The sequence below is a fragment of the Negadavirga shengliensis genome, from assembly GCF_042652345.1.
GTDB lineage: Bacteria > Bacteroidota > Bacteroidia > Cytophagales > Cyclobacteriaceae > Negadavirga > Negadavirga shengliensis.
Genome location: NZ_JBHSJJ010000005.1, coordinates 408,447 through 425,361, shown reverse-complemented (window position 1 = coordinate 425,361; position 16,915 = coordinate 408,447). Strand labels below are relative to the sequence as shown.

Sequence of the window (16,915 nt, the reverse complement as noted above, 5' to 3'; positions counted from 1 at the left end):
TAATAAAAAACCGTCCTGGAAATACCTTCGCCCTCAGCAAATGAAGCTTTGCTTATACCGGAAGCCCGCCACCTGCAAAACAGGTTATAATACTCGTCGTTGCTTATCTTTTTCATGATGCAACTATACGATGTTTGCACCAGCTATGAAATATGGGGTTTATCGGACGGATACGAAAACCATGTATACGGTTTATGCACTTTACAGCGCAGACTTTGACAAATTGTAATGCTCCGATCATTGCAAAGAAGCTGATGAATACGGTTCCTAAAAATTTTATTGTCGGTCACATAATCAGAAAATTGTTGTGATAATCTGATACATTGATTTATGGACATTATAGACAGGGAAATCAAAATTCTGAAAATAAGTTTTCAATTTGAAAACTTATTAATATCTTCGACCGTTTATTAAACAGCTTGCTTTGAAAAACATTATAGCAATCAAAAATCTGACAGAGTTTTACCTAAAGCATCCAGACTCAAAATCAAGCATAGAAACCTGGATTGCTGTCGCAAAACATTCTGTATGGCAAAAACCTTCGGATGTAGTTCAAGATTTTCCTGATGCTGATCCTGTTAAAAACAATCGGGTGGTGTTTAACATTGCAGGGAACAAATATCGGTTAATCGTTCAAATAAGTTATCTGAGACAGTGGGTGTTTATCAAATTTATCGGAACACACTCCGAATATGACAAAGTAGATGCAAATACTGTAGACCAATTTTAAAATCGTAAGTCAAATTGTAATCATGAAGTGGGAAAAAACTATTACTACAGAAAAGGAATATGAAAAATCCCTTGCCAGGCTTTCTAAAATCTTCGAAGCAGACCCGAATAGTGCCGAAGGGATGGAGGCAGAACTGCTGGTTACCTTAATCGAGAAATACGAAAGAGAGCATTACCCCATTGCCCTGCCTGACCCCATTGAGGCAGTGAGAGAAACTATGGATAGAAAAGGTCTTAAGGACAAAGATCTTATCCCAGCAATTGGAAGTAAAACTACTGTCAGCCTTGTTTTAAATAGGAAAAGGGCATTGACGATCGATATGGTTAGAAATCTTTCGGCTTTATTGAACCTACCGGTTGAAATTCTTATCCAGCCCTATGAGCTGGACGGAAAACAGGAAAAAGTGAACGTATAACCCCGGTATAAAAAAATAGTCTCAGTTTTTATCTTGATTATTATTTTTTTTCAAGTCAACTCCGTCTTTGCTATTAACCCAGATAGGGAATACATCCGTACCCCAGATTCAGTCAAGTGGGACTACCAACAATTGGATATTCACACGACAGATGGTTTTCGTCTCAACACCTGGATTTACGAGGTAAAACCGGAAAATGACAAGGATATTGTATTGATTCTTGATTATCCAGATGCTGGAAATATGTCCTACTTTGTTTACCATTCAATGATCTTAGCGAATTCTGGTTATACAGTAGTCACCTTTGACTATAGAGGATTCGGAAAAAGCCAAGACTTTGAGATTCAAAAGGAATACCTTTATTACAAGGAATTTGCTTGGGATCTGGAGGCAGTGACAAACACCATTTTCAATAAGTTTCACGATAAAAATGTAGGTATCTGGGCAATGTCAATGGGAACTATAATCGCATCGAGAGCCTATCCTCAAATCAAAAATCAGATTGATTTTATCATTGGTGAAGGCATCGTCACTGATCTTGACGAAATTATGGATCACTCATAAAAAAAAGGATAAAGAGATTCTTCTTCCCGAAAAAAACAATGCATTCAAAAAATCACTTGAATCCATCGATTGTCCTCTCTTAATTTTAACTGCTTCCAGTAATGAGGTTACTACCCACAATGCAGCTTTAAAACTCCAGAAGAAAGTTAGTAGTAATTGTCAAATCATTCAATATGAAGGTGGTCATCTGACAGGATTTCAAGTTGACTATGACAATAAAGGATTTGGGGGACGGTATGTGGATCAGATAGATAGATTTTTAGTAAATGTCGCATGCTGAAAGAGCGTTAAGAATCAAACAGCAAAAGAAAAATGAATGATGCTTAATTCGTACGGGCCGTATGCTCGTACACTTATTTTCGCACGAATTGTTCGAACTCACCGATCAAGTAAATTCGGAATTATTCAAACCAATTCTAATTTGGAAAATCACTTCAATTTGCCGCCTTTAAATTATAAAATATTGAAAACCAAATAGATAAATTAGTCCTGTTCCCGCTACTACAAGCCAGACAGAAATGTTTGGCTTTTTTATATTCTCATCTTTTTAATCACATGTTGCTGTTTATGTATACAGATTATTTACTTTGAGAGGCAAGTCGCATTTCGCCTGCACTATGTCGCAATCACATAGCTTGTTAGGGTCTATTTCTCCGTAAATTTGTTATAACAAAAAGGGAGACGTTATGCAAAAAATAACACCACACCTCTGGTTTGATAAGGAAGCCAAAGAAGCGGCCGAATTCTACACTTCTATCTTTCCGGATTCCGGGATTATCAACACCACCGTCCTCCACGATACCCCGTCGGGTGATTGTGATGTTGTCACATTTGAACTTTGGAACCAAAAATTCATGTCCATAAGTGCCGGGCCATTATTTCAGTTTAACCCCTCGGTGTCTTTTATAGTGAATTTCGATCCGCTGTTGTTCAAAGGCGCATCTTCGCCGGAAAAGGAGGCGAGGGAAAAAATAGACAGGGTATGGAAAAATTTGTCCGAAGGTGGCACAGCGCTCATGCCCATCGGCCAATACCCTTTTAGCGAGCGATATGGCTGGATACAGGATAAGTATGGCCTATCGTGGCAGTTGATGCTTACTGATCCCGAAGGTGACCCGCGGCCGTCTATCCTGCCATCGCTTATGTTTGCAGGAGATAAAGCCGGTCGCGCGGAAGAGGCCATCAACTTTTACCTTTCCGTATTTGAAAATTCAAAAATAGGTATGGTGCACCGCTATGGCCCAAACCAGGCACCTGACAAAGAGGGGACCGTCATGTTCGCCGACTTTATGCTTGAGCGCTGTTGGTTTGCAGCCATGGATAGCGCGCGTGAACATCAATTTACTTTCAACGAAGCGGTTTCCTTCATGGTGCACTGCCACACGCAGGAAGAAATTGATAATTACTGGGCAAAACTCTCCGCTGTCCCTGAATCTGAACAGTGCGGCTGGCTTAAAGACAAATACGGCCTATCATGGCAGATCGTTCCTGTGGCAATGGATGAGATGATGAACGATACGGATTCCGACCGGGTGGCGCGGGTAACACAAGCATTTCTGAAAATAAAAAAATTCGACCTGGCTGAATTAGAAAAGGCATACCGGGGAGATTAAGAAGGTCCTTTTCACAATACCAACTCCTTTTCTGATATATTTTTTTTCAGCACTTTTATCAGATCGTCCTTATTCATTTTGGAGCGTCCCCGAATATGTTTTTCGGTGGCAATACGGTAAAGCTCATGTCTGGATTTGTCCGATAAGTTTTGTGCCACAGAAACGTTTTTTGAGCCATTTCCGTCCACGTCTTCTTTCAGGCTGTCCTTTATGATCTTGAGCAACTCGCCGCGTTTCATCCTCGACCGGTTCTTGACGCCCTGTTCAGCCGCCATTTCATACAATTCCTTTTTGGTGCGGTGGGCCAGGCCATAGATTCTCTTTCTTTGACCGACTGTAAAAGGAACCGGCGTATCTTCATCCAGGGCTTTTAACTCATCAATAACCTGTTCTAAAAAGGCTATCACCTTTTTTCGCTGTCTCTTCTCCGTAATGTTCCACTTGTCATTGCCGGTCCTTTTGTGTGCCACTTTGAATTTCAACCCCTCCATCCGGGTCATATAGCTGTTGGCATCCAGTTTATCCACCCGCTGATGTGCTACGATCAACCAATTGTAGGAAGTACCGACCGGGGCTCCTGAATGCTCCGGTGCATATCCTGCCCTGCGCTTGGTCGTTTCATAGTAAATATCCCATTCATCGGGTTTCATTTTCCGCTCTTTCCACTCGCCCTTGTCATAATACCACTTGTGCGTTCCGCCTATTTTCATTCCCGAATAGCGGGATCCGTCATATTCTTTCAGGCGGTTGTATTTTCTGTCTTGTTTTTCATTCTTTGCTGCCATACCTTTTTCATTTAGAATATATAAAACCTGGGACATATGGTTTGGCAAAGCCGGCTTTATTTCACAACCTGCATTTCACCGCACCCTCACCCTTCCTCCCCAGGGATCCGGACGACCGTTCTGTTCGTTGTCAGGGAATGGGTCGGGATAGCGCATTCCCTTCAGTTTCCACATTTCAAGTGCCAAAAGCGCCGTTACGGATAAAAAGTTTCTAAAACACACTTCTGCAGCAGTTATAACTTTGTTTTTAGTTTTATCTTGGCAGCGCTAAGTTAAAAAGATTGCGAGGCTTCCAAGTCATATTGGAATTCAGGCCAGTTTTTAAGTTGCCAGTTGTAGGTCATGAGCCGATTATTCTTCCTAATCGGCTCAGATATTCCCGCAGGATTTGCAAAAACCGGGATCTTCCGCCCGGGTATTATAGGCTCCTCCATGGCCCTGTGATGGCCAAGGTGATGCCGGGTCCCTGAATATTGACAAAGAAAGTTTTGCCTGAAGGCGAAAAAACGCCTCCTGCCAGTTCAGACTCATATCCTATATTTTCCGCCAATGGATACAGTTCGCCTTCCGGGGTAATCCCTACCAAGAAGGGATGTTTGTCATCTTCACACAATATCACATCTCCCCAGGGAGCGACGGCCAGGTTATCACAGCTTTTCAGTATTTTCCTGTCATTGGGTTCAGCAAAAAGTTCCAGTTTACCCGGGGATTTACTTTCTTCCGCAGTTCCCTCAACCGGACTCGGCGTATACCGAAATACCTGTCCCGCGCCGATTTTACCCCCATTGGTACAGGCAAAATAAAGCTCGTTGTTTCCATACCAGATCCCCTCTCCTCTGGCAAAAACCGCTGCTCCTTTTTCAAAACCCTGGTGCCTGAGGTCGTCATCAGGAGATTCTACATTTTCTATGTTTACCCATCCCACTTCCCGAGGCACCATCAGGGGAAATTCAGGTGCCTCGCTGTCATGCCAGTTCCTGGTATCTCTGCTTTTTTCTCCCAAAATGACCATGGCCTGTAGCCTACCTCCCTCCAGCAGTTTTCCGGGAGCACGGGGAATGAACCGGTAAAAAATCCCATCTCCCCTGTCCTCAGTGAGGTACACAATTCCAGTGGCGGGATCCACCGCCACGGCCTCGTGATTGAATCTACCCATGGCCTTAATGGGAACCGGGTTAGCCAGATTTATCTTTTGAGATGCCGGAACTTCAAAGACATAACCATGATCCCGCTCCATCTTCCCCTCATAAGCACCTGATCTTATCGTACTTTCCTCACAGGTGAGCCATGAGCCCCATGGCGTGATCCCTCCCGCACAGTTCCTCACCGTACCCGCCAGACTCAAGTACTGTCTTTCCATACGCTCCGTTTTTTCATTATACACAAAGGTCGTCGTGCCCCCAAGGGCCGGAAGATCCCCTTTACCGAAATCATAAAACCGCTCCGCCGGTAAATTGCTGATCAGTTCATTTGAAGCTCCAAATCCCCCATGTGCTAAGCCATCGGGGCTGATTTCATGATTCCTCACCACTATGACGCGATCCCTCCTACCCGCAAACGTGCCCATCCCATCCGCCAAACCCGGCAAAAAAAGCCCGTCATCCATTTTATCGCCCTTTTTGGAAATGATCCTGTACGAAAACCCCTTGGGCAGATTCAAAATCCCCTGAGGGTCCTGTTGCAGTGGACCGTATCCGCCAGGACGGGAACCTGCACCGTGAGAAATAATTGGATTTACGAACTGGTATAAGCCCATAAAGCCTATGGTAGCCATACCTGATGATTTGATGAATTGTCTTCTTGAGACGGGGGTTTTCTTTTTCATATGTTTATAATTTTTTCTCAATAGGCCATATCGCTTGTCCCGACCTGATTAGGGAGAATCTCGCATGATAGACAATCATCCCTCCGTGTGACGATCTAGTCATGCTCGGTTTCATATGGATTCAGGAAGTTGTGTCAGAAGAATTTGCATTGTCAATGCTACCGGTAATACCGGTGGCTTTAGAAATAGAACAATTATACAAACACATGTTTACAATACTTTCCAACAATTACACACTAATCTATTGGATTTTACTTAAAACTAAAAAAAAAATCAAACCTGTTGTATATCATCTTCATTATATAATCATGATCATTCCGTTAAATACTGCAACAGCATCAAAACGCCATTTAATAAATTCCCAGGCGCATTTTCCGGTTGGAGCTAAAAAAGATTTACCGTTCCGAAAATGGATAAAAATTTTTATAATTAAAAAAATGTTGTTTAAATAAATAAAAATGTTTTTTATTTAAAATATTTTTTCTAATTTAGCCTTTGTGATCGCCGGGGAAAAGAATTTTCCATCCGGCATTTTAAAATCCAATTTTTCATTTAAACAATTACAGCTATGCTAAAGTACACTTTCGAAACGGATGGTCATGAATTAAAAGCATGGGTAAATCCAGACAACGGCTCTTTAAATGTGCAGATCGGGGCTGAAACGGTGAATGTTCCCTATGAAATAGGCGCTGAACTGATCGCCACCATCAAACAGAAACAGTCTATTTTCAAAGAGGTGGAACGCAAAAAATTAAGTGCTTGGCACAAGTTCGTGGAAATGATCGTCGGCCAAAGTAAAAGCAGCTTCTGGGGGACTTCTTTGTCAGAAATATAAAAATGACTCAGAGGTAAAAGGTTTGAGAGAAATTTCTATGACTACTGGCTGTGGTATAGAAAAGGTCTTATGTATTTTTTAATTTCCGAACAGGGACAATTGATACCCCGGGCAAACTCCTACATTCTCTCCTGCTGCTCAAACCCGTGCATCAGGGAGATTAATCAACAAAAAACCCCGTCTGTAAGACCGGGGTTTCAGCAAATCAAAAGGCATTGCCATGTTGATTATCCATTGCGCTTTTTATCTTCCTTCTTGGCTTTTTTGTCCAGCCGCTTCTCCTTAAGGCTCTTTGTCGCCTTCTTTTTAGGATCTTTTTTTTCACCTTTGTCCTTACTCATTGCTGTCGGATTTTGATGAAAATTTACCTTAAATACCTGACAAATCCTATACGCAAAGTCCCCATTTCATCATAATAATTTTGAATAAATCCAGGGGACAGGAATTTTTAGTCCTCAAGGTCTACTGGTCTTTTCTGATGCTTTCGGCGATTACCTTTGCCATGATTGCGGCTCCATCTTCGGAAGGGTGTACCCCATCCGGAAATAAATCAGCCCGGTCTTCCAAGGGCTTATGCAGATCGATGATTTGAGCACCTGTTTTTTCCGACACTATTTCAAGAATCGGCCTCATCTCTTGCACGAGAATACTCTCGGAAATCCCCCACTCATCCTGAAAGACGGGCACGGGAAGACAGATATAAATGCGGCCGTCTTTTGGCATATGCTGCTTATAAGTCTCCACAAGCTCTATATAATCTTCTTGAAAATCCTCTTTGTATCGCCAGTTTTGGGGTTTCGAGTCGTTGGTTCCCAATTTAATCACCAGCACATCCGGGTGAAACTCCTTCACCTGGTCAAACTGGGGTTCGTTCCAATAAGGAAAATCCCCTTTTTTTAACAAGGTCCTGCCACTCACGCCGAAATTTTTTACCTGATATGCACTTCCCAAAAGCTTCTGCATCTGCAAAGGGTAGCTGTTTTTATGGTTTCTGCCGGGACCTTCGGTAATGGAATTGCCCACGCAGGCTATTTTCACTGTATCCTGCGCTATGACATAATGAGACATCCAGATCAACAAAACAAACAAAAGGGTTTTCATTTTCAGTTAACTATGTGTATTACGATTTTTTTAATAACCAAAGCCTTGGTTATTTTCGAAAAATACTACTTTTTTTAATATACAGGAGCATGAATGATTAAATTGCCCTGTCAAAACCCAGGCTTTCATGACGCTCCATTAGATGAAACATGTCCTGTCAATATATAAATTAGCGCATTTATTGTCTTTCGATGTTGCAGCCGGAGCTTGTGCCGGCATGTTTTTTTTTGCCGATCTGCTGAGGGTAAAACCTGAAAAAGAAACTTACTGGATGTTGGCTGTGGCTGTTTGGAGTATCTATACATTCGACCACCTTTTGGATGCGCACCAGACATCCATGATGGCCCACTCAAAAAGGCACCGTTTCCATCAAAGATATTTTAAACCCCTGTCTTGGGGCCTAGCGATAGTAAGCATCGGCGGCCTGCTGTTCGCCATTTGCGTATTTGATAAATTGTTTCTGTTCGCAGGATTAGGTTTAGGCGCCTTGATCATCGGAAGCATGGTGCTGATACGGTATTTCAGCAAAACCTTTGCTGCTATAAAGGAAATCTCCATCGCGCTGTTTTATATGCTGGGTATATTATTCGCCCCCCTGTGGCAACTGGACTTCGGCTTCCATTCAAATAACTGGGCACTTTTCGCTTTTTTATATTTCCTCCTCGCCTGGTACAACCTGATATACCTTTCCTACCTTGACGCTGATAGGGATAAAAAAGATGGCCATCGTTCCATAATAACCGATTTAGGAAAAAAAGGCACTCAAACAACCCTTTGGATTTTATCTGCAACGGGACTGGCATACGTGGCCTTCCTGTTTTTGTGGCTTCCCTCGTATTATCACATTTACACCCTGATCCTGGCATTGATGTTCATTTGGCACATCTTAAAATTTGCCGGACAAAAGACCGGCGGGGAAAACGTGAGGTTGCAGCTCGAGGCTATTTTCCTGCTGCCTTGGATACTGATCTTATTACCTTAACCTGGATGAAAAGAAACAACCATTACGATAAAATTGCCCCGTTTTATGATGCTTTGGCCCATCTTGTTCTGGGCAAGAACTATCAAAACAGCAAAAGCCTCTTCTTTGAAAAAATAAAACCGGAAGAGAACATACTCTATTTGGGGGGTGGCACCGGACAAGAAATAGTCTCCTTGCTGGAAGCCATAGGACCAACCGGGAAACTGGTTTATATGGAGGCTTCTCTAAAAATGATCAGACTCATGGAAACCCGGCTTCCAAACCGGTTGAGGTCAAGAATAGAAATCTTACATTGCGCGGATTTCAGCCATATTCCTGATGTGAATTTTACCACGGTCATCACCCAGTATTTTTTTGACGTGTTGGCGGACCAACAAATCCACCAGCTCTTTGAGGCCGTCAACAAAAGGTCAAATCCCAAAACAACCTGGATCTTTGTTGACTTTTATCCTATCAGAGAAAGAAAATGGCTGATCGGTTTGATGATAAACGCTTTTAAGATCCTTGTCAGCCACCCCCGAAAAGATTTACCCCGTTATGACGGTTATTTTGAGCATTATGGGTGGAGGGTCACCGCCGTAAAGGAATTTAACAAGGGGTTCATAAAAGGCAAAATTTTTCAATTAGACGGATGAATGGCCTTATCAATCAGCCCTTCCATTACCTCATTGAAGTAAGCGCCGTTATAAGGGCCATATAGGTTCATGTCTCTTACTTCATATAATTTTTTGTGATAATATTCATCCGGGGTGATGTAACCTACGTAACCACCGTTAAATGTAGTGACCATCAAATTAAACCCGTTCTGTTCCGCAAGATTCTCCCAGTTTTCATAAAAAACACCGGACAGTTCACCGCTAGAGGAAATCAAAAGGGTATTGCCGAGTTGTACCACATCAAAATGGGCAGGGTTGTCCCCAAATATCCAATTGAAAACCCAGGGTCTGAGACGCAAATTGTCTGAAATCCGATAATGGGGAGATCTAAGGGCAAGGGGTAAAGTTCCTATTTTCAGCATGGTTCCAGATACCGGTTTCACATCCGATCCGTCACCTCTCAAAACGGTGTCCAGGGAATAAGCATATTGCTTTACTGACTGAATATCATTGCCTGGAGCCATAGGCCTGTGACTGCCCACCGTACCCGATGCAAACAGGGCAAAATCCATATGCTCCTGCATCCATCCTGTTAAATAATGGGGATAATCTCCGGATAACCCCATAAACCTGCTGTTCAAACAAGTGGCATGGGCGCTGTAAGTCACAAAAGCGCAGGTTTCACCCGCCGTGTTCTCGAAGACAAGTTGCCTTAAAAACGGGTCAACAGGGTCCTCCGCGATCAACCTGTTCGCCACAAATCCGGCCGCATTTGCCTTTTTATACCCTATGGATACCGTGTCCATTTTCTGCACAGCATTATTCAAAGCAAGGAGTGTTTTCTCTTCCAGCAGGGTCACAATTTCCTCATCCCATCCACCCATCGCCAGAAAACCGATAAGACCGGGAATGGTGCCTCCGATACCACTGTGGGTGTGGGTCGCTGTGAAATAAAACTGGTCGATATTAAATCCCGAACCTGCAACTTTGCTCCTAATTCTTTGTGCCAAGTGGGGATGGATGATCAAAAGCTCATAGTTCAAGACCGCCACTTTAAAATCCGGAGTGCCAAATACCAATGCCTTTACAAAACTGCTGTCCTCCACAAATTCGTAATCGCCTCTCGGTTTGTAGGCGACCAAAGGCACAGGCTGGCCAGGTGTAAAATTCGCCTTTCCCCATCCTGCCAACACATATCCTACATCCTTTTGCTCCAGCTCAAACTGCTGCAACCGGTCCATGGTCGTCTGATAATAGTCCGTTTCCTGATAAGGGGTCCAATCCACGGTAGTGATCAAAGCGGTTCCCAGAATAACCAGCACGGCGAAGATATAGGCTAAAAATCTAAATCCCTTTTTTACCATGGCATAAAGAAAAATTAAAAATACGCTTCGCTGGCCTCACATGCGGTATTCAAAATGGCCGTGTTCACTCTCAATGGTGAGGCTTTTGCCGTCATCCTTTTGGACTTTTCCTATTACTTTTGCCTCGACTCCAAAAGAGGCGGAAATATCTATGATATCCTGCGCATATTTTTCATCCAGATAGATCTCCATTCTGTGTCCCATATTAAAGACCTTGTACATCTCTTTCCAATCCGTGCCGCTTTCTTCCTGAATAAAGCGGAAAAGGGGTGGGGTTTGAAAAAGATTGTCCTTTATAATATGAAGGTTGTCTACAAAATGCAATACTTTGGTCTGGGCGCCCCCACTGCAATGCACGACTCCATGTAAGCGCTGCCTTTGAGAATGCAGAATTTCTGCCATAATGGGAGCATAGGTTCTGGTAGGAGAAAGTACCAATTTACCCATGTCCACCGGAGTACCTTGAGCAGGATCGGTTAGATTATAAGGTCCGGCGTAAACCAGATCTTCAGGCACGGCCGGATCAAAACTCTCGGGATATTTGGTTTTCAGCAACTTGTTGAAAATATCATGCCGGGCTGAGGTCAGTCCGTTGCTACCCATACCTCCATTATACGCGGACTCATATTTTGCCTGCCCAAAAGAAGCCAAACCTACAATGACATCCCCTGCTTGTATGCGGTCGTTGGATATCACTTCGTCCCTTTTCATTCTACAGGTTACCGTGCTGTCTACGATGATCGTTCTGACCAAATCCCCGACGTCCGCCGTCTCGCCACCGGTAAGAATGGCGTTCACCCCGTTTTCCCTGAGCATCTCCAACACTTCTTCGGTTCCATTGATGATTTCAGCAATTACTTCGCCGGGAATCAGGTTTTTGTTCCTTCCAATGGTGGATGAAACCAGAATGTTATTGATAGCGCCAACGCAGAGCAGGTCATCAATATTCATGATAATGGCGTCCTGTGCGATGCCTTTCCAAACACTCAGGTCACCTGTTTCTTTCCAATACAGGTATGCCAAAGACGATTTCGTTCCGGCTCCGTCCGCATGCATGATGTTGCAATAAGCCGGATCATTGCCCAGGAGATCTTCCACGATCTTACAAAAAGCCTTGGGAAACAACCCTTTATCCAAACTGGAAATGGCCCGGTGAACATCTTCTTTTGAGGCGGAAACACCCCGTTGCATATACCTTTCATTCATAAGCTTAAGGAAAAAAACGGATAGGCAGCAAAGGTACGGATTTTAGTCGGTGATTTCTATTACTTTGAACTCAGTCCTCCTGTTTACCTGATGCTCTTCCTCGTTCTGGGCGTTTTCAATCAACAGCTGTCGTTTGCCATAGCCTTTTGCTTCAAGACGGTCCCTGTCGATACCTTGAGAAACGATATACTCCACAGCGGATTCTGCACGTCGCTGGGAAAGGTTATCATTGTAGGCATCACTGGCTCTTGCATCGGTATGGCTGCTTAGTTCTATACGGATAGAAGGGTTATCTTTAAGAATCTTCACCAGCTTATCCAGTTCTTCAGCCGCGTCAGGCCGGATGTCGGCTTTATCCAGATCGTAATAAATGTTTTCCAATACGATGGCTTTTTCCAAAACCAACCGTTCCAGTACGATGGTCGTATCCAGATTGACATTGGTGACATCCTGGATCAGCTCCTCCGGAGAAGGGGTTTTTCCTTTGGTGCTGTACGGGATACTTTTAGTAAAGTAACCGTTTTTTGAGGCGATCATCGTGAAAGTCTGATCCGGTTGAAGCTGGAATCTCAACCTCCCATTTTGGTTGGAGAAATTACCGTCTATGGTCTGATTGTTTTCGTCATACAAAGCGACTCGGGTCTGGGGCAAAATCTCCTCTTTCTCATCTTCCGTTTTTCCCTTGGTCACCACGTTCAGGAATACATTGACCACTTTAGGTTTAGGTGTGAAATCCTGAAAAAAATAAATGTCGTCATCTCCTTTACCCCCTTCCCTGTTTGAGGTAATGAAACCCTCTTTTGGGTAATTGGTAAAGAAAATCCCGAAGTCATCCGCCACCGAATTAATGTTGGGACCAAGATTTTTTACTTTAATAACGCCGTTTTCTTCTTTGGCGACAAAAATATCCAACTTCCCAAACCCCGGATGACCATCAGAAGCGAAATAAAATTCCCCGTTTGACATGGGACGAGGGAACATTTCATTGCCTTTGGTATTGATCTCCGGCCCCAGATTCTGTACATTTCCGAAGTCCCCGTTTGCCAGTCTGGTGGCTTTATAGAGATCGGTACCTCCATATCCATCAGGCCTGTTCGAAGCAAAATAGAGCGTCTCCCCATCAGGGCTAAAAGCCGGTGTGGAATTCCAATAAGTAGGCTCCTCATTCAAAGCCATAAATACCGGTTCTGTAAACCCCCCTCCCCTAAAATAGGTGGCAAAAAGGCTTACATCCGGAAGATCCCGTCTGGAAGTGGAATTGCCCCTGGCATAAATGATGGTATTCCCGTCAGGGCTGATCGCAATGGCTCCCTGATTCAGGCCGGATTCATTTCTGAATTCAGGTACCGCTTGGATATTCTGCACATCAACTTTAATCCCTTCAGCCCTGGCCCGGAATAACTTCGTATATCCTTGTCCTGTCGCCGTATAAATCCCCCCACCACCTCTGGAACTGGTAAAATACAGGTAGTTCTCACTCACCACGGGGGCATAATCGATTCCCGGGGAATTCAGCAATTCATAGTTTTCCAATTTATGATTGGGCCATATAGGTTCAATGGAAGCAATGGCTTTGATGTTCGCAATCTCTTTATCGGCAAGATCCACCTTTTCATCATCCATGGTCCATTTTTTGGCCGCTTCAAAAGCCTTAAGGGCGTCATCATATTCCCCCTGGCTCTTTAAACTTTTGCCCTTGTAGTAATAATTTTCAAAAGATTCCTCATGCTCCAACAACTGCTCATAATAGGGGGATGACTTTTCTACCCTGTTAGACAAGCGGTAACTCTCTGCGATATAATAGTTGGCCTCAGGGTTATCCGGTTCTTTTTCAAGAAGCTGGGAAAAAGTAGCTATCGCCAGTTGGTATTCCCCTGTGCTGAAGTGGTTTTTAGCCTTTTGTTGCAAACTGACACACGAGGTGAAAATCACCAGGATGCTCAAGATCGTTATGTAGCCACGCTTCATTGGAATCAATTGTTATATGGATTTACCCTGTTTTTAAGTTATGCGGTAAAATATCTTTTAAGCCAACTTTGATTGGCCGGAACTACCCAGTCTTTATCAAGATCAGCTTTTTTGTTCACACTCGGGTTGAAAACCTTACTCTCTGCCTGTAGCTCGCCCTCTTGGATATGTTTCTTTATTTCGGGGAACATGGCTACTTTGATTTTGTCTTTCCCAAAATAAGAAATTTTTCCACTGTCCAGAAGATTTAGCTGCAATTCATTTTCAATTTCTCTCAATACCCTTATTGAGCTGTCAATGGAACAGCCACTGGCACCCCCCTTGCTCTCATCCACAGCCATAATAACAAACTGGTTGTGTTTGATCTCAAAAGAAGTAGGCATGGATACCCCATGGGTATTCCACTGGTTACAGAACCCTACGAGCTTGGAAATAATCCAGGTTTTTTCCTGCTCTTCAAAAGGCCGGTCTGATTGATATATCCAAATCCTCGCAGATGGAGGCATCTGTTCAAAAGGTACGTACATAATGATATTTCCTGAATTTTATAAGTTTATGATATCTTAATAGGCCACACTTTTCTAATAAACGGCATTTGGTTTTAAATGATACAAAATGTCATCGAAGATATTTCAACTACCGCCGTTTATACCGCGTTCTCATGTTGTCCCAAAGGAATCAGGGACGGGGCACAACCAAATGTTTGCTATAGTCCCATATCCTTGGCTATCAGTTCTGCCAGATCAAATACCTTGACTTCATTTTCCTTATCTTTGTTTTTGATCCCATCAGCCATCATGGTAAGGCAAAATGGACAGCCTACCGCGATGGCTTTCGCCCCGGTGCGGAGCGCCTCTTCTGTCCGTTCTATATTGACGTCCTTGTTCCCTTTTTCCGGCTCTTTGAACATTTGGCCGCCACCGGCACCACAGCAAAGACCTTTGGTTCTGCAGCGTTTCATCTCCACCAATTCTACATCCAAGGCCTTGATCACCTCTCTGGGTGCTTCATATACATTATTTGCCCTACCCAGGTAGCAGCTGTCGTGAAAAGTTATCCTTTTCCCTCTGTATTCGCCCCCGCCTTTGATGACGATCTTGCCTTCATTGATCAGCTGTTGTAAAAACTGGGAATGGTGGAGCACTTCATAATTACCGCCAAGCTCCGGATATTCATTTTTTATGGTATTGAAACAATGGGGGCAAGCTGTTACTATTTTCTTGATTTGGTAACCATTCAACACCTGTATATTACTCACCGCCTGCATCTGAAAAAGAAATTCATTTCCAGCGCGTCTGGCGGGATCGCCAGTACAGGATTCCTCCTCTCCCAAAACTGCAAAATCAACCCCGATCTTGTTCAGTATTTTCACAAAAGCGATGGTTACTGCTTTGTACCTGTCGTCAAAGGAACCGGCACATCCCACCCAAAATAAGACTTCCGGCTGTTCGCCGGCAGCAGTTTTTTCAGCCATGGTGGGTACTGTATATTGATCACTCATATCGTTTTATTTCTATTCTTTGTCTTGGTTTCTCAACTGGTCCGCCCACTTAAACCGGTCAGTAGGGGCAAACTTCCAGGGAGCAAAGCTAGTTTCTATATTCTGAAACATGACATTCCACTGTGGCGGTGTGCCACTTTCTTCCATAGCAACGTACCGCCTTAATGACAGGATAATGTCAAGCGGATCAATATTCACCGGACAAGCCTCCACACAGGCATTGCAGGTGGTGCAGGCATTGATTTCCTCTTTGGTAATGTAATCTCCCAGCAGGGATTTTCCGTCATCCAATCCTTTGCCTCCTTTTAGAACGCTATTGCATACCTCCTCTGCCCTGTCCCGGGTGTCCATCATGATTTTTCTGGGCGACAACTTCTTACCGGTAATGTTGGCCGGGCATTCGTCCGTACAACGCCCACACTCTGTACAGGCAAAGGCATTGAGCAAGTTGATTCTGGAAAGGTCATTAACATCTTTGGCCCCAAACCTGCCCATTTCATCAGGATTATCCGCCGCTGTGCCCCCTTCCACAGGGTTGCCCAGCATCATATTTACCTCTTTGGTGATTTCTTTCATGTTTTTCATTTCCCCTTTAGGCAGGAGATTCGAATACCAGGTGTTGGGGAAGGCCAGATAAATATGTAAATGTTTCGAATAGGTTAAATATACGCCGAACCCCAGGATGCCAATGATATGGAACCACCAGGCAAAACGCTCCACGACAACCAATGAAGTTTCGTTCATGCCCTCAAAGACGGGTCGTATCATTCTGCTGAAGTACAACCCACCTATGGTAATATAATCCCCCACGCCTCTTTCGGCGAGCAGCTGGTCGGAAGCATTCATTGTAAGGATGGCGACCATCAATATGATCTCGAACCATAAAATCAGGTTCGCATCCAAAGCAGGCCATCCTCTAAGTTCCGTCATGGTGAGCCGCGGCACCCGGGTAATGTTTCTTCTTATCAAAAAAATGGAGCAGGACACCAAAACCGCCACCGCCAGAAACTCAAAAATATTCATGGCTACGGTATAAACGCCGCCTAAAAAAGGAGCGAATATCCGGTGGGTTCCTCCGAGGCCATCGATCACAAACTCCAGCACTTCCAGATTAATAATGATAAAAGCCACATATACCAGAAGATGAAGGAAAGCCGGGCCTATTCTTTTAAACATCTTTTTTTGACCAAAAGCGATAAGCCCCATGGTTTTCCACCGCCGGCTTTTTTGGTCAGCAGGGCCTACCTTTTTCCCTAACATGATGGCTTTGCGCAAGTAAGAAAATCTGCGATATAACAGATATCCTGTAATCGCAAAAACCAACAAAAAAAGGACTTGGGGTAAGATACTCATATTGAATGTATTAATGGTTTTTTCTTATTTTTTCACCAAAATGATTTGTACAAAACTAACAAATATATACCTTTGCA

General features: G+C 43.7%; 16 protein-coding genes. 7 read left to right on the top strand and 9 right to left on the bottom strand.

Features of this window, described 5'->3' with window-relative positions; genetic code table 11:
* The first annotated feature begins 424 nt into the window (after nucleotides 1-424).
* From ACFPFU_RS11700 to ACFPFU_RS11685, 4 genes are all read left to right on the top strand, one after another.
* On the top strand, nucleotides 425-730 hold the full coding sequence (locus ACFPFU_RS11700; RefSeq protein ID WP_377064680.1) for a type II toxin-antitoxin system HigB family toxin: 306 nt from the start codon (nucleotides 425-427) through the stop codon (nucleotides 728-730).
* 22 nt (nucleotides 731-752) lie between these two features.
* Nucleotides 753-1,145, top strand: a complete 393-nt coding sequence (locus ACFPFU_RS11695; RefSeq protein WP_377064678.1) for a helix-turn-helix domain-containing protein — start codon at nucleotides 753-755, stop codon at nucleotides 1,143-1,145.
* 33 nt (nucleotides 1,146-1,178) lie between these two features.
* Nucleotides 1,179-1,709: an alpha/beta fold hydrolase gene (locus ACFPFU_RS11690; RefSeq protein ID WP_377064676.1), complete on the top strand. Its 531-nt coding sequence runs from the start codon at nucleotides 1,179-1,181 to the stop codon at nucleotides 1,707-1,709.
* Nucleotides 1,710-2,395: 686 nt separating this feature from the next.
* Nucleotides 2,396-3,322: a VOC family protein gene (locus tag ACFPFU_RS11685; RefSeq protein ID WP_377064674.1), complete on the top strand. Its 927-nt coding sequence runs from the start codon at nucleotides 2,396-2,398 to the stop codon at nucleotides 3,320-3,322.
* 11 nt (nucleotides 3,323-3,333) lie between these two features.
* On the opposite strand, the gene ACFPFU_RS11680 is transcribed toward ACFPFU_RS11685, so the two are convergent.
* Complete coding sequence (locus ACFPFU_RS11680) at nucleotides 3,334-4,107, bottom strand: Rho termination factor N-terminal domain-containing protein (RefSeq protein WP_377064673.1); 774 nt, start codon at nucleotides 4,105-4,107, stop codon at nucleotides 3,334-3,336.
* A gap of 418 nt (nucleotides 4,108-4,525) precedes the next feature.
* Nucleotides 4,526-5,932 carry an alkaline phosphatase PhoX gene (locus ACFPFU_RS11675; protein ID WP_377064671.1) on the bottom strand — a complete coding sequence of 469 codons (1,407 nt, stop codon included), beginning with the start codon at nucleotides 5,930-5,932 and terminating at the stop codon, nucleotides 4,526-4,528.
* 568 nt (nucleotides 5,933-6,500) lie between these two features.
* Here ACFPFU_RS11675 and ACFPFU_RS11670 point away from each other — a divergent pair.
* Nucleotides 6,501-6,767: a hypothetical protein gene (locus ACFPFU_RS11670; RefSeq protein WP_377064669.1), complete on the top strand. Its 267-nt coding sequence runs from the start codon at nucleotides 6,501-6,503 to the stop codon at nucleotides 6,765-6,767.
* Between the two features lie 462 nt (nucleotides 6,768-7,229).
* Here the strand turns inward: ACFPFU_RS11670 and ACFPFU_RS11665 are convergent, their stop codons facing one another.
* Nucleotides 7,230-7,868 carry a GDSL-type esterase/lipase family protein gene (locus ACFPFU_RS11665; protein WP_377064667.1) on the bottom strand — a complete coding sequence of 213 codons (639 nt, stop codon included), beginning with the start codon at nucleotides 7,866-7,868 and terminating at the stop codon, nucleotides 7,230-7,232.
* A gap of 181 nt (nucleotides 7,869-8,049) precedes the next feature.
* Between ACFPFU_RS11665 and ACFPFU_RS11660 the strand changes: the two genes are divergently transcribed.
* Both ACFPFU_RS11660 and ACFPFU_RS11655 read left to right on the top strand, forming a co-directional pair.
* The gene (locus tag ACFPFU_RS11660; RefSeq protein WP_377064665.1) at nucleotides 8,050-8,850 is read left to right on the top strand and encodes a UbiA family prenyltransferase; all 801 of its coding nucleotides are present in this window, start codon (nucleotides 8,050-8,052) and stop codon (nucleotides 8,848-8,850) included.
* A gap of 5 nt (nucleotides 8,851-8,855) precedes the next feature.
* A complete protein-coding gene (locus tag ACFPFU_RS11655) occupies nucleotides 8,856-9,485 on the top strand; it encodes a class I SAM-dependent methyltransferase (protein WP_377064663.1) in 630 nt (209 codons plus the stop codon).
* On the opposite strand, the gene ACFPFU_RS11650 is transcribed toward ACFPFU_RS11655, so the two are convergent.
* The 6 genes from ACFPFU_RS11650 to ACFPFU_RS11625 form a co-directional block, all read right to left on the bottom strand.
* Nucleotides 9,470-10,810 carry an alkaline ceramidase gene (locus ACFPFU_RS11650; protein WP_377064661.1) on the bottom strand — a complete coding sequence of 447 codons (1,341 nt, stop codon included), beginning with the start codon at nucleotides 10,808-10,810 and terminating at the stop codon, nucleotides 9,470-9,472. The genes ACFPFU_RS11655 and ACFPFU_RS11650 overlap by 16 nt on opposite strands.
* A gap of 36 nt (nucleotides 10,811-10,846) precedes the next feature.
* A complete protein-coding gene (locus tag ACFPFU_RS11645) occupies nucleotides 10,847-12,016 on the bottom strand; it encodes an AIR synthase related protein (RefSeq protein ID WP_377064659.1) in 1,170 nt (389 codons plus the stop codon).
* Nucleotides 12,017-12,058: 42 nt separating this feature from the next.
* The gene (locus ACFPFU_RS11640) at nucleotides 12,059-13,984 is read right to left on the bottom strand and encodes a CHU_0125 family OmpA-like outer membrane integrity protein (protein WP_377064657.1); all 1,926 of its coding nucleotides are present in this window, start codon (nucleotides 13,982-13,984) and stop codon (nucleotides 12,059-12,061) included.
* A gap of 38 nt (nucleotides 13,985-14,022) precedes the next feature.
* Entirely contained in the window at nucleotides 14,023-14,511 is a 489-nt protein-coding gene (locus ACFPFU_RS11635) for a hypothetical protein (protein ID WP_377064655.1), read from the bottom strand.
* Nucleotides 14,512-14,690: 179 nt separating this feature from the next.
* Nucleotides 14,691-15,485, bottom strand: coding sequence for a (Fe-S)-binding protein (locus tag ACFPFU_RS11630; protein ID WP_377064653.1), 795 nt, complete (start codon nucleotides 15,483-15,485; stop codon nucleotides 14,691-14,693).
* Nucleotides 15,486-15,497: 12 nt separating this feature from the next.
* Entirely contained in the window at nucleotides 15,498-16,838 is a 1,341-nt protein-coding gene (locus tag ACFPFU_RS11625; protein ID WP_377064651.1) for a 4Fe-4S dicluster domain-containing protein, read from the bottom strand.
* Nucleotides 16,839-16,915 lie beyond the last annotated feature (77 nt).

What these genes read in the sequence shown, in the direction of transcription:
- ACFPFU_RS11680 (WP_377064673.1), bottom strand. Translation starts at nt 4,107, where the DNA reads ATGGCAGCAAAGAATGAAAAACAAGACAGAAAATACAACCGCCTGAAA.
- ACFPFU_RS11630 (WP_377064653.1), bottom strand. Translation starts at nt 15,485, where the DNA reads ATGAGTGATCAATATACAGTACCCACCATGGCTGAAAAAACTGCTGCC.
- ACFPFU_RS11685 (WP_377064674.1), top strand. Translation starts at nt 2,396, where the DNA reads ATGCAAAAAATAACACCACACCTCTGGTTTGATAAGGAAGCCAAAGAA.
- ACFPFU_RS11670 (WP_377064669.1), top strand. Translation starts at nt 6,501, where the DNA reads ATGCTAAAGTACACTTTCGAAACGGATGGTCATGAATTAAAAGCATGG.
- ACFPFU_RS11625 (WP_377064651.1), bottom strand. Translation starts at nt 16,838, where the DNA reads ATGAGTATCTTACCCCAAGTCCTTTTTTTGTTGGTTTTTGCGATTACA.
- ACFPFU_RS11695 (WP_377064678.1), top strand. Translation starts at nt 753, where the DNA reads ATGAAGTGGGAAAAAACTATTACTACAGAAAAGGAATATGAAAAATCC.
- ACFPFU_RS11640 (WP_377064657.1), bottom strand. Translation starts at nt 13,984, where the DNA reads ATGAAGCGTGGCTACATAACGATCTTGAGCATCCTGGTGATTTTCACC.
- ACFPFU_RS11675 (WP_377064671.1), bottom strand. Translation starts at nt 5,932, where the DNA reads ATGAAAAAGAAAACCCCCGTCTCAAGAAGACAATTCATCAAATCATCA.
- ACFPFU_RS11645 (WP_377064659.1), bottom strand. Translation starts at nt 12,016, where the DNA reads ATGAATGAAAGGTATATGCAACGGGGTGTTTCCGCCTCAAAAGAAGAT.
- ACFPFU_RS11665 (WP_377064667.1), bottom strand. Translation starts at nt 7,868, where the DNA reads ATGAAAACCCTTTTGTTTGTTTTGTTGATCTGGATGTCTCATTATGTC.
- ACFPFU_RS11655 (WP_377064663.1), top strand. Translation starts at nt 8,856, where the DNA reads ATGAAAAGAAACAACCATTACGATAAAATTGCCCCGTTTTATGATGCT.
- ACFPFU_RS11650 (WP_377064661.1), bottom strand. Translation starts at nt 10,810, where the DNA reads ATGGTAAAAAAGGGATTTAGATTTTTAGCCTATATCTTCGCCGTGCTG.
- ACFPFU_RS11635 (WP_377064655.1), bottom strand. Translation starts at nt 14,511, where the DNA reads ATGTACGTACCTTTTGAACAGATGCCTCCATCTGCGAGGATTTGGATA.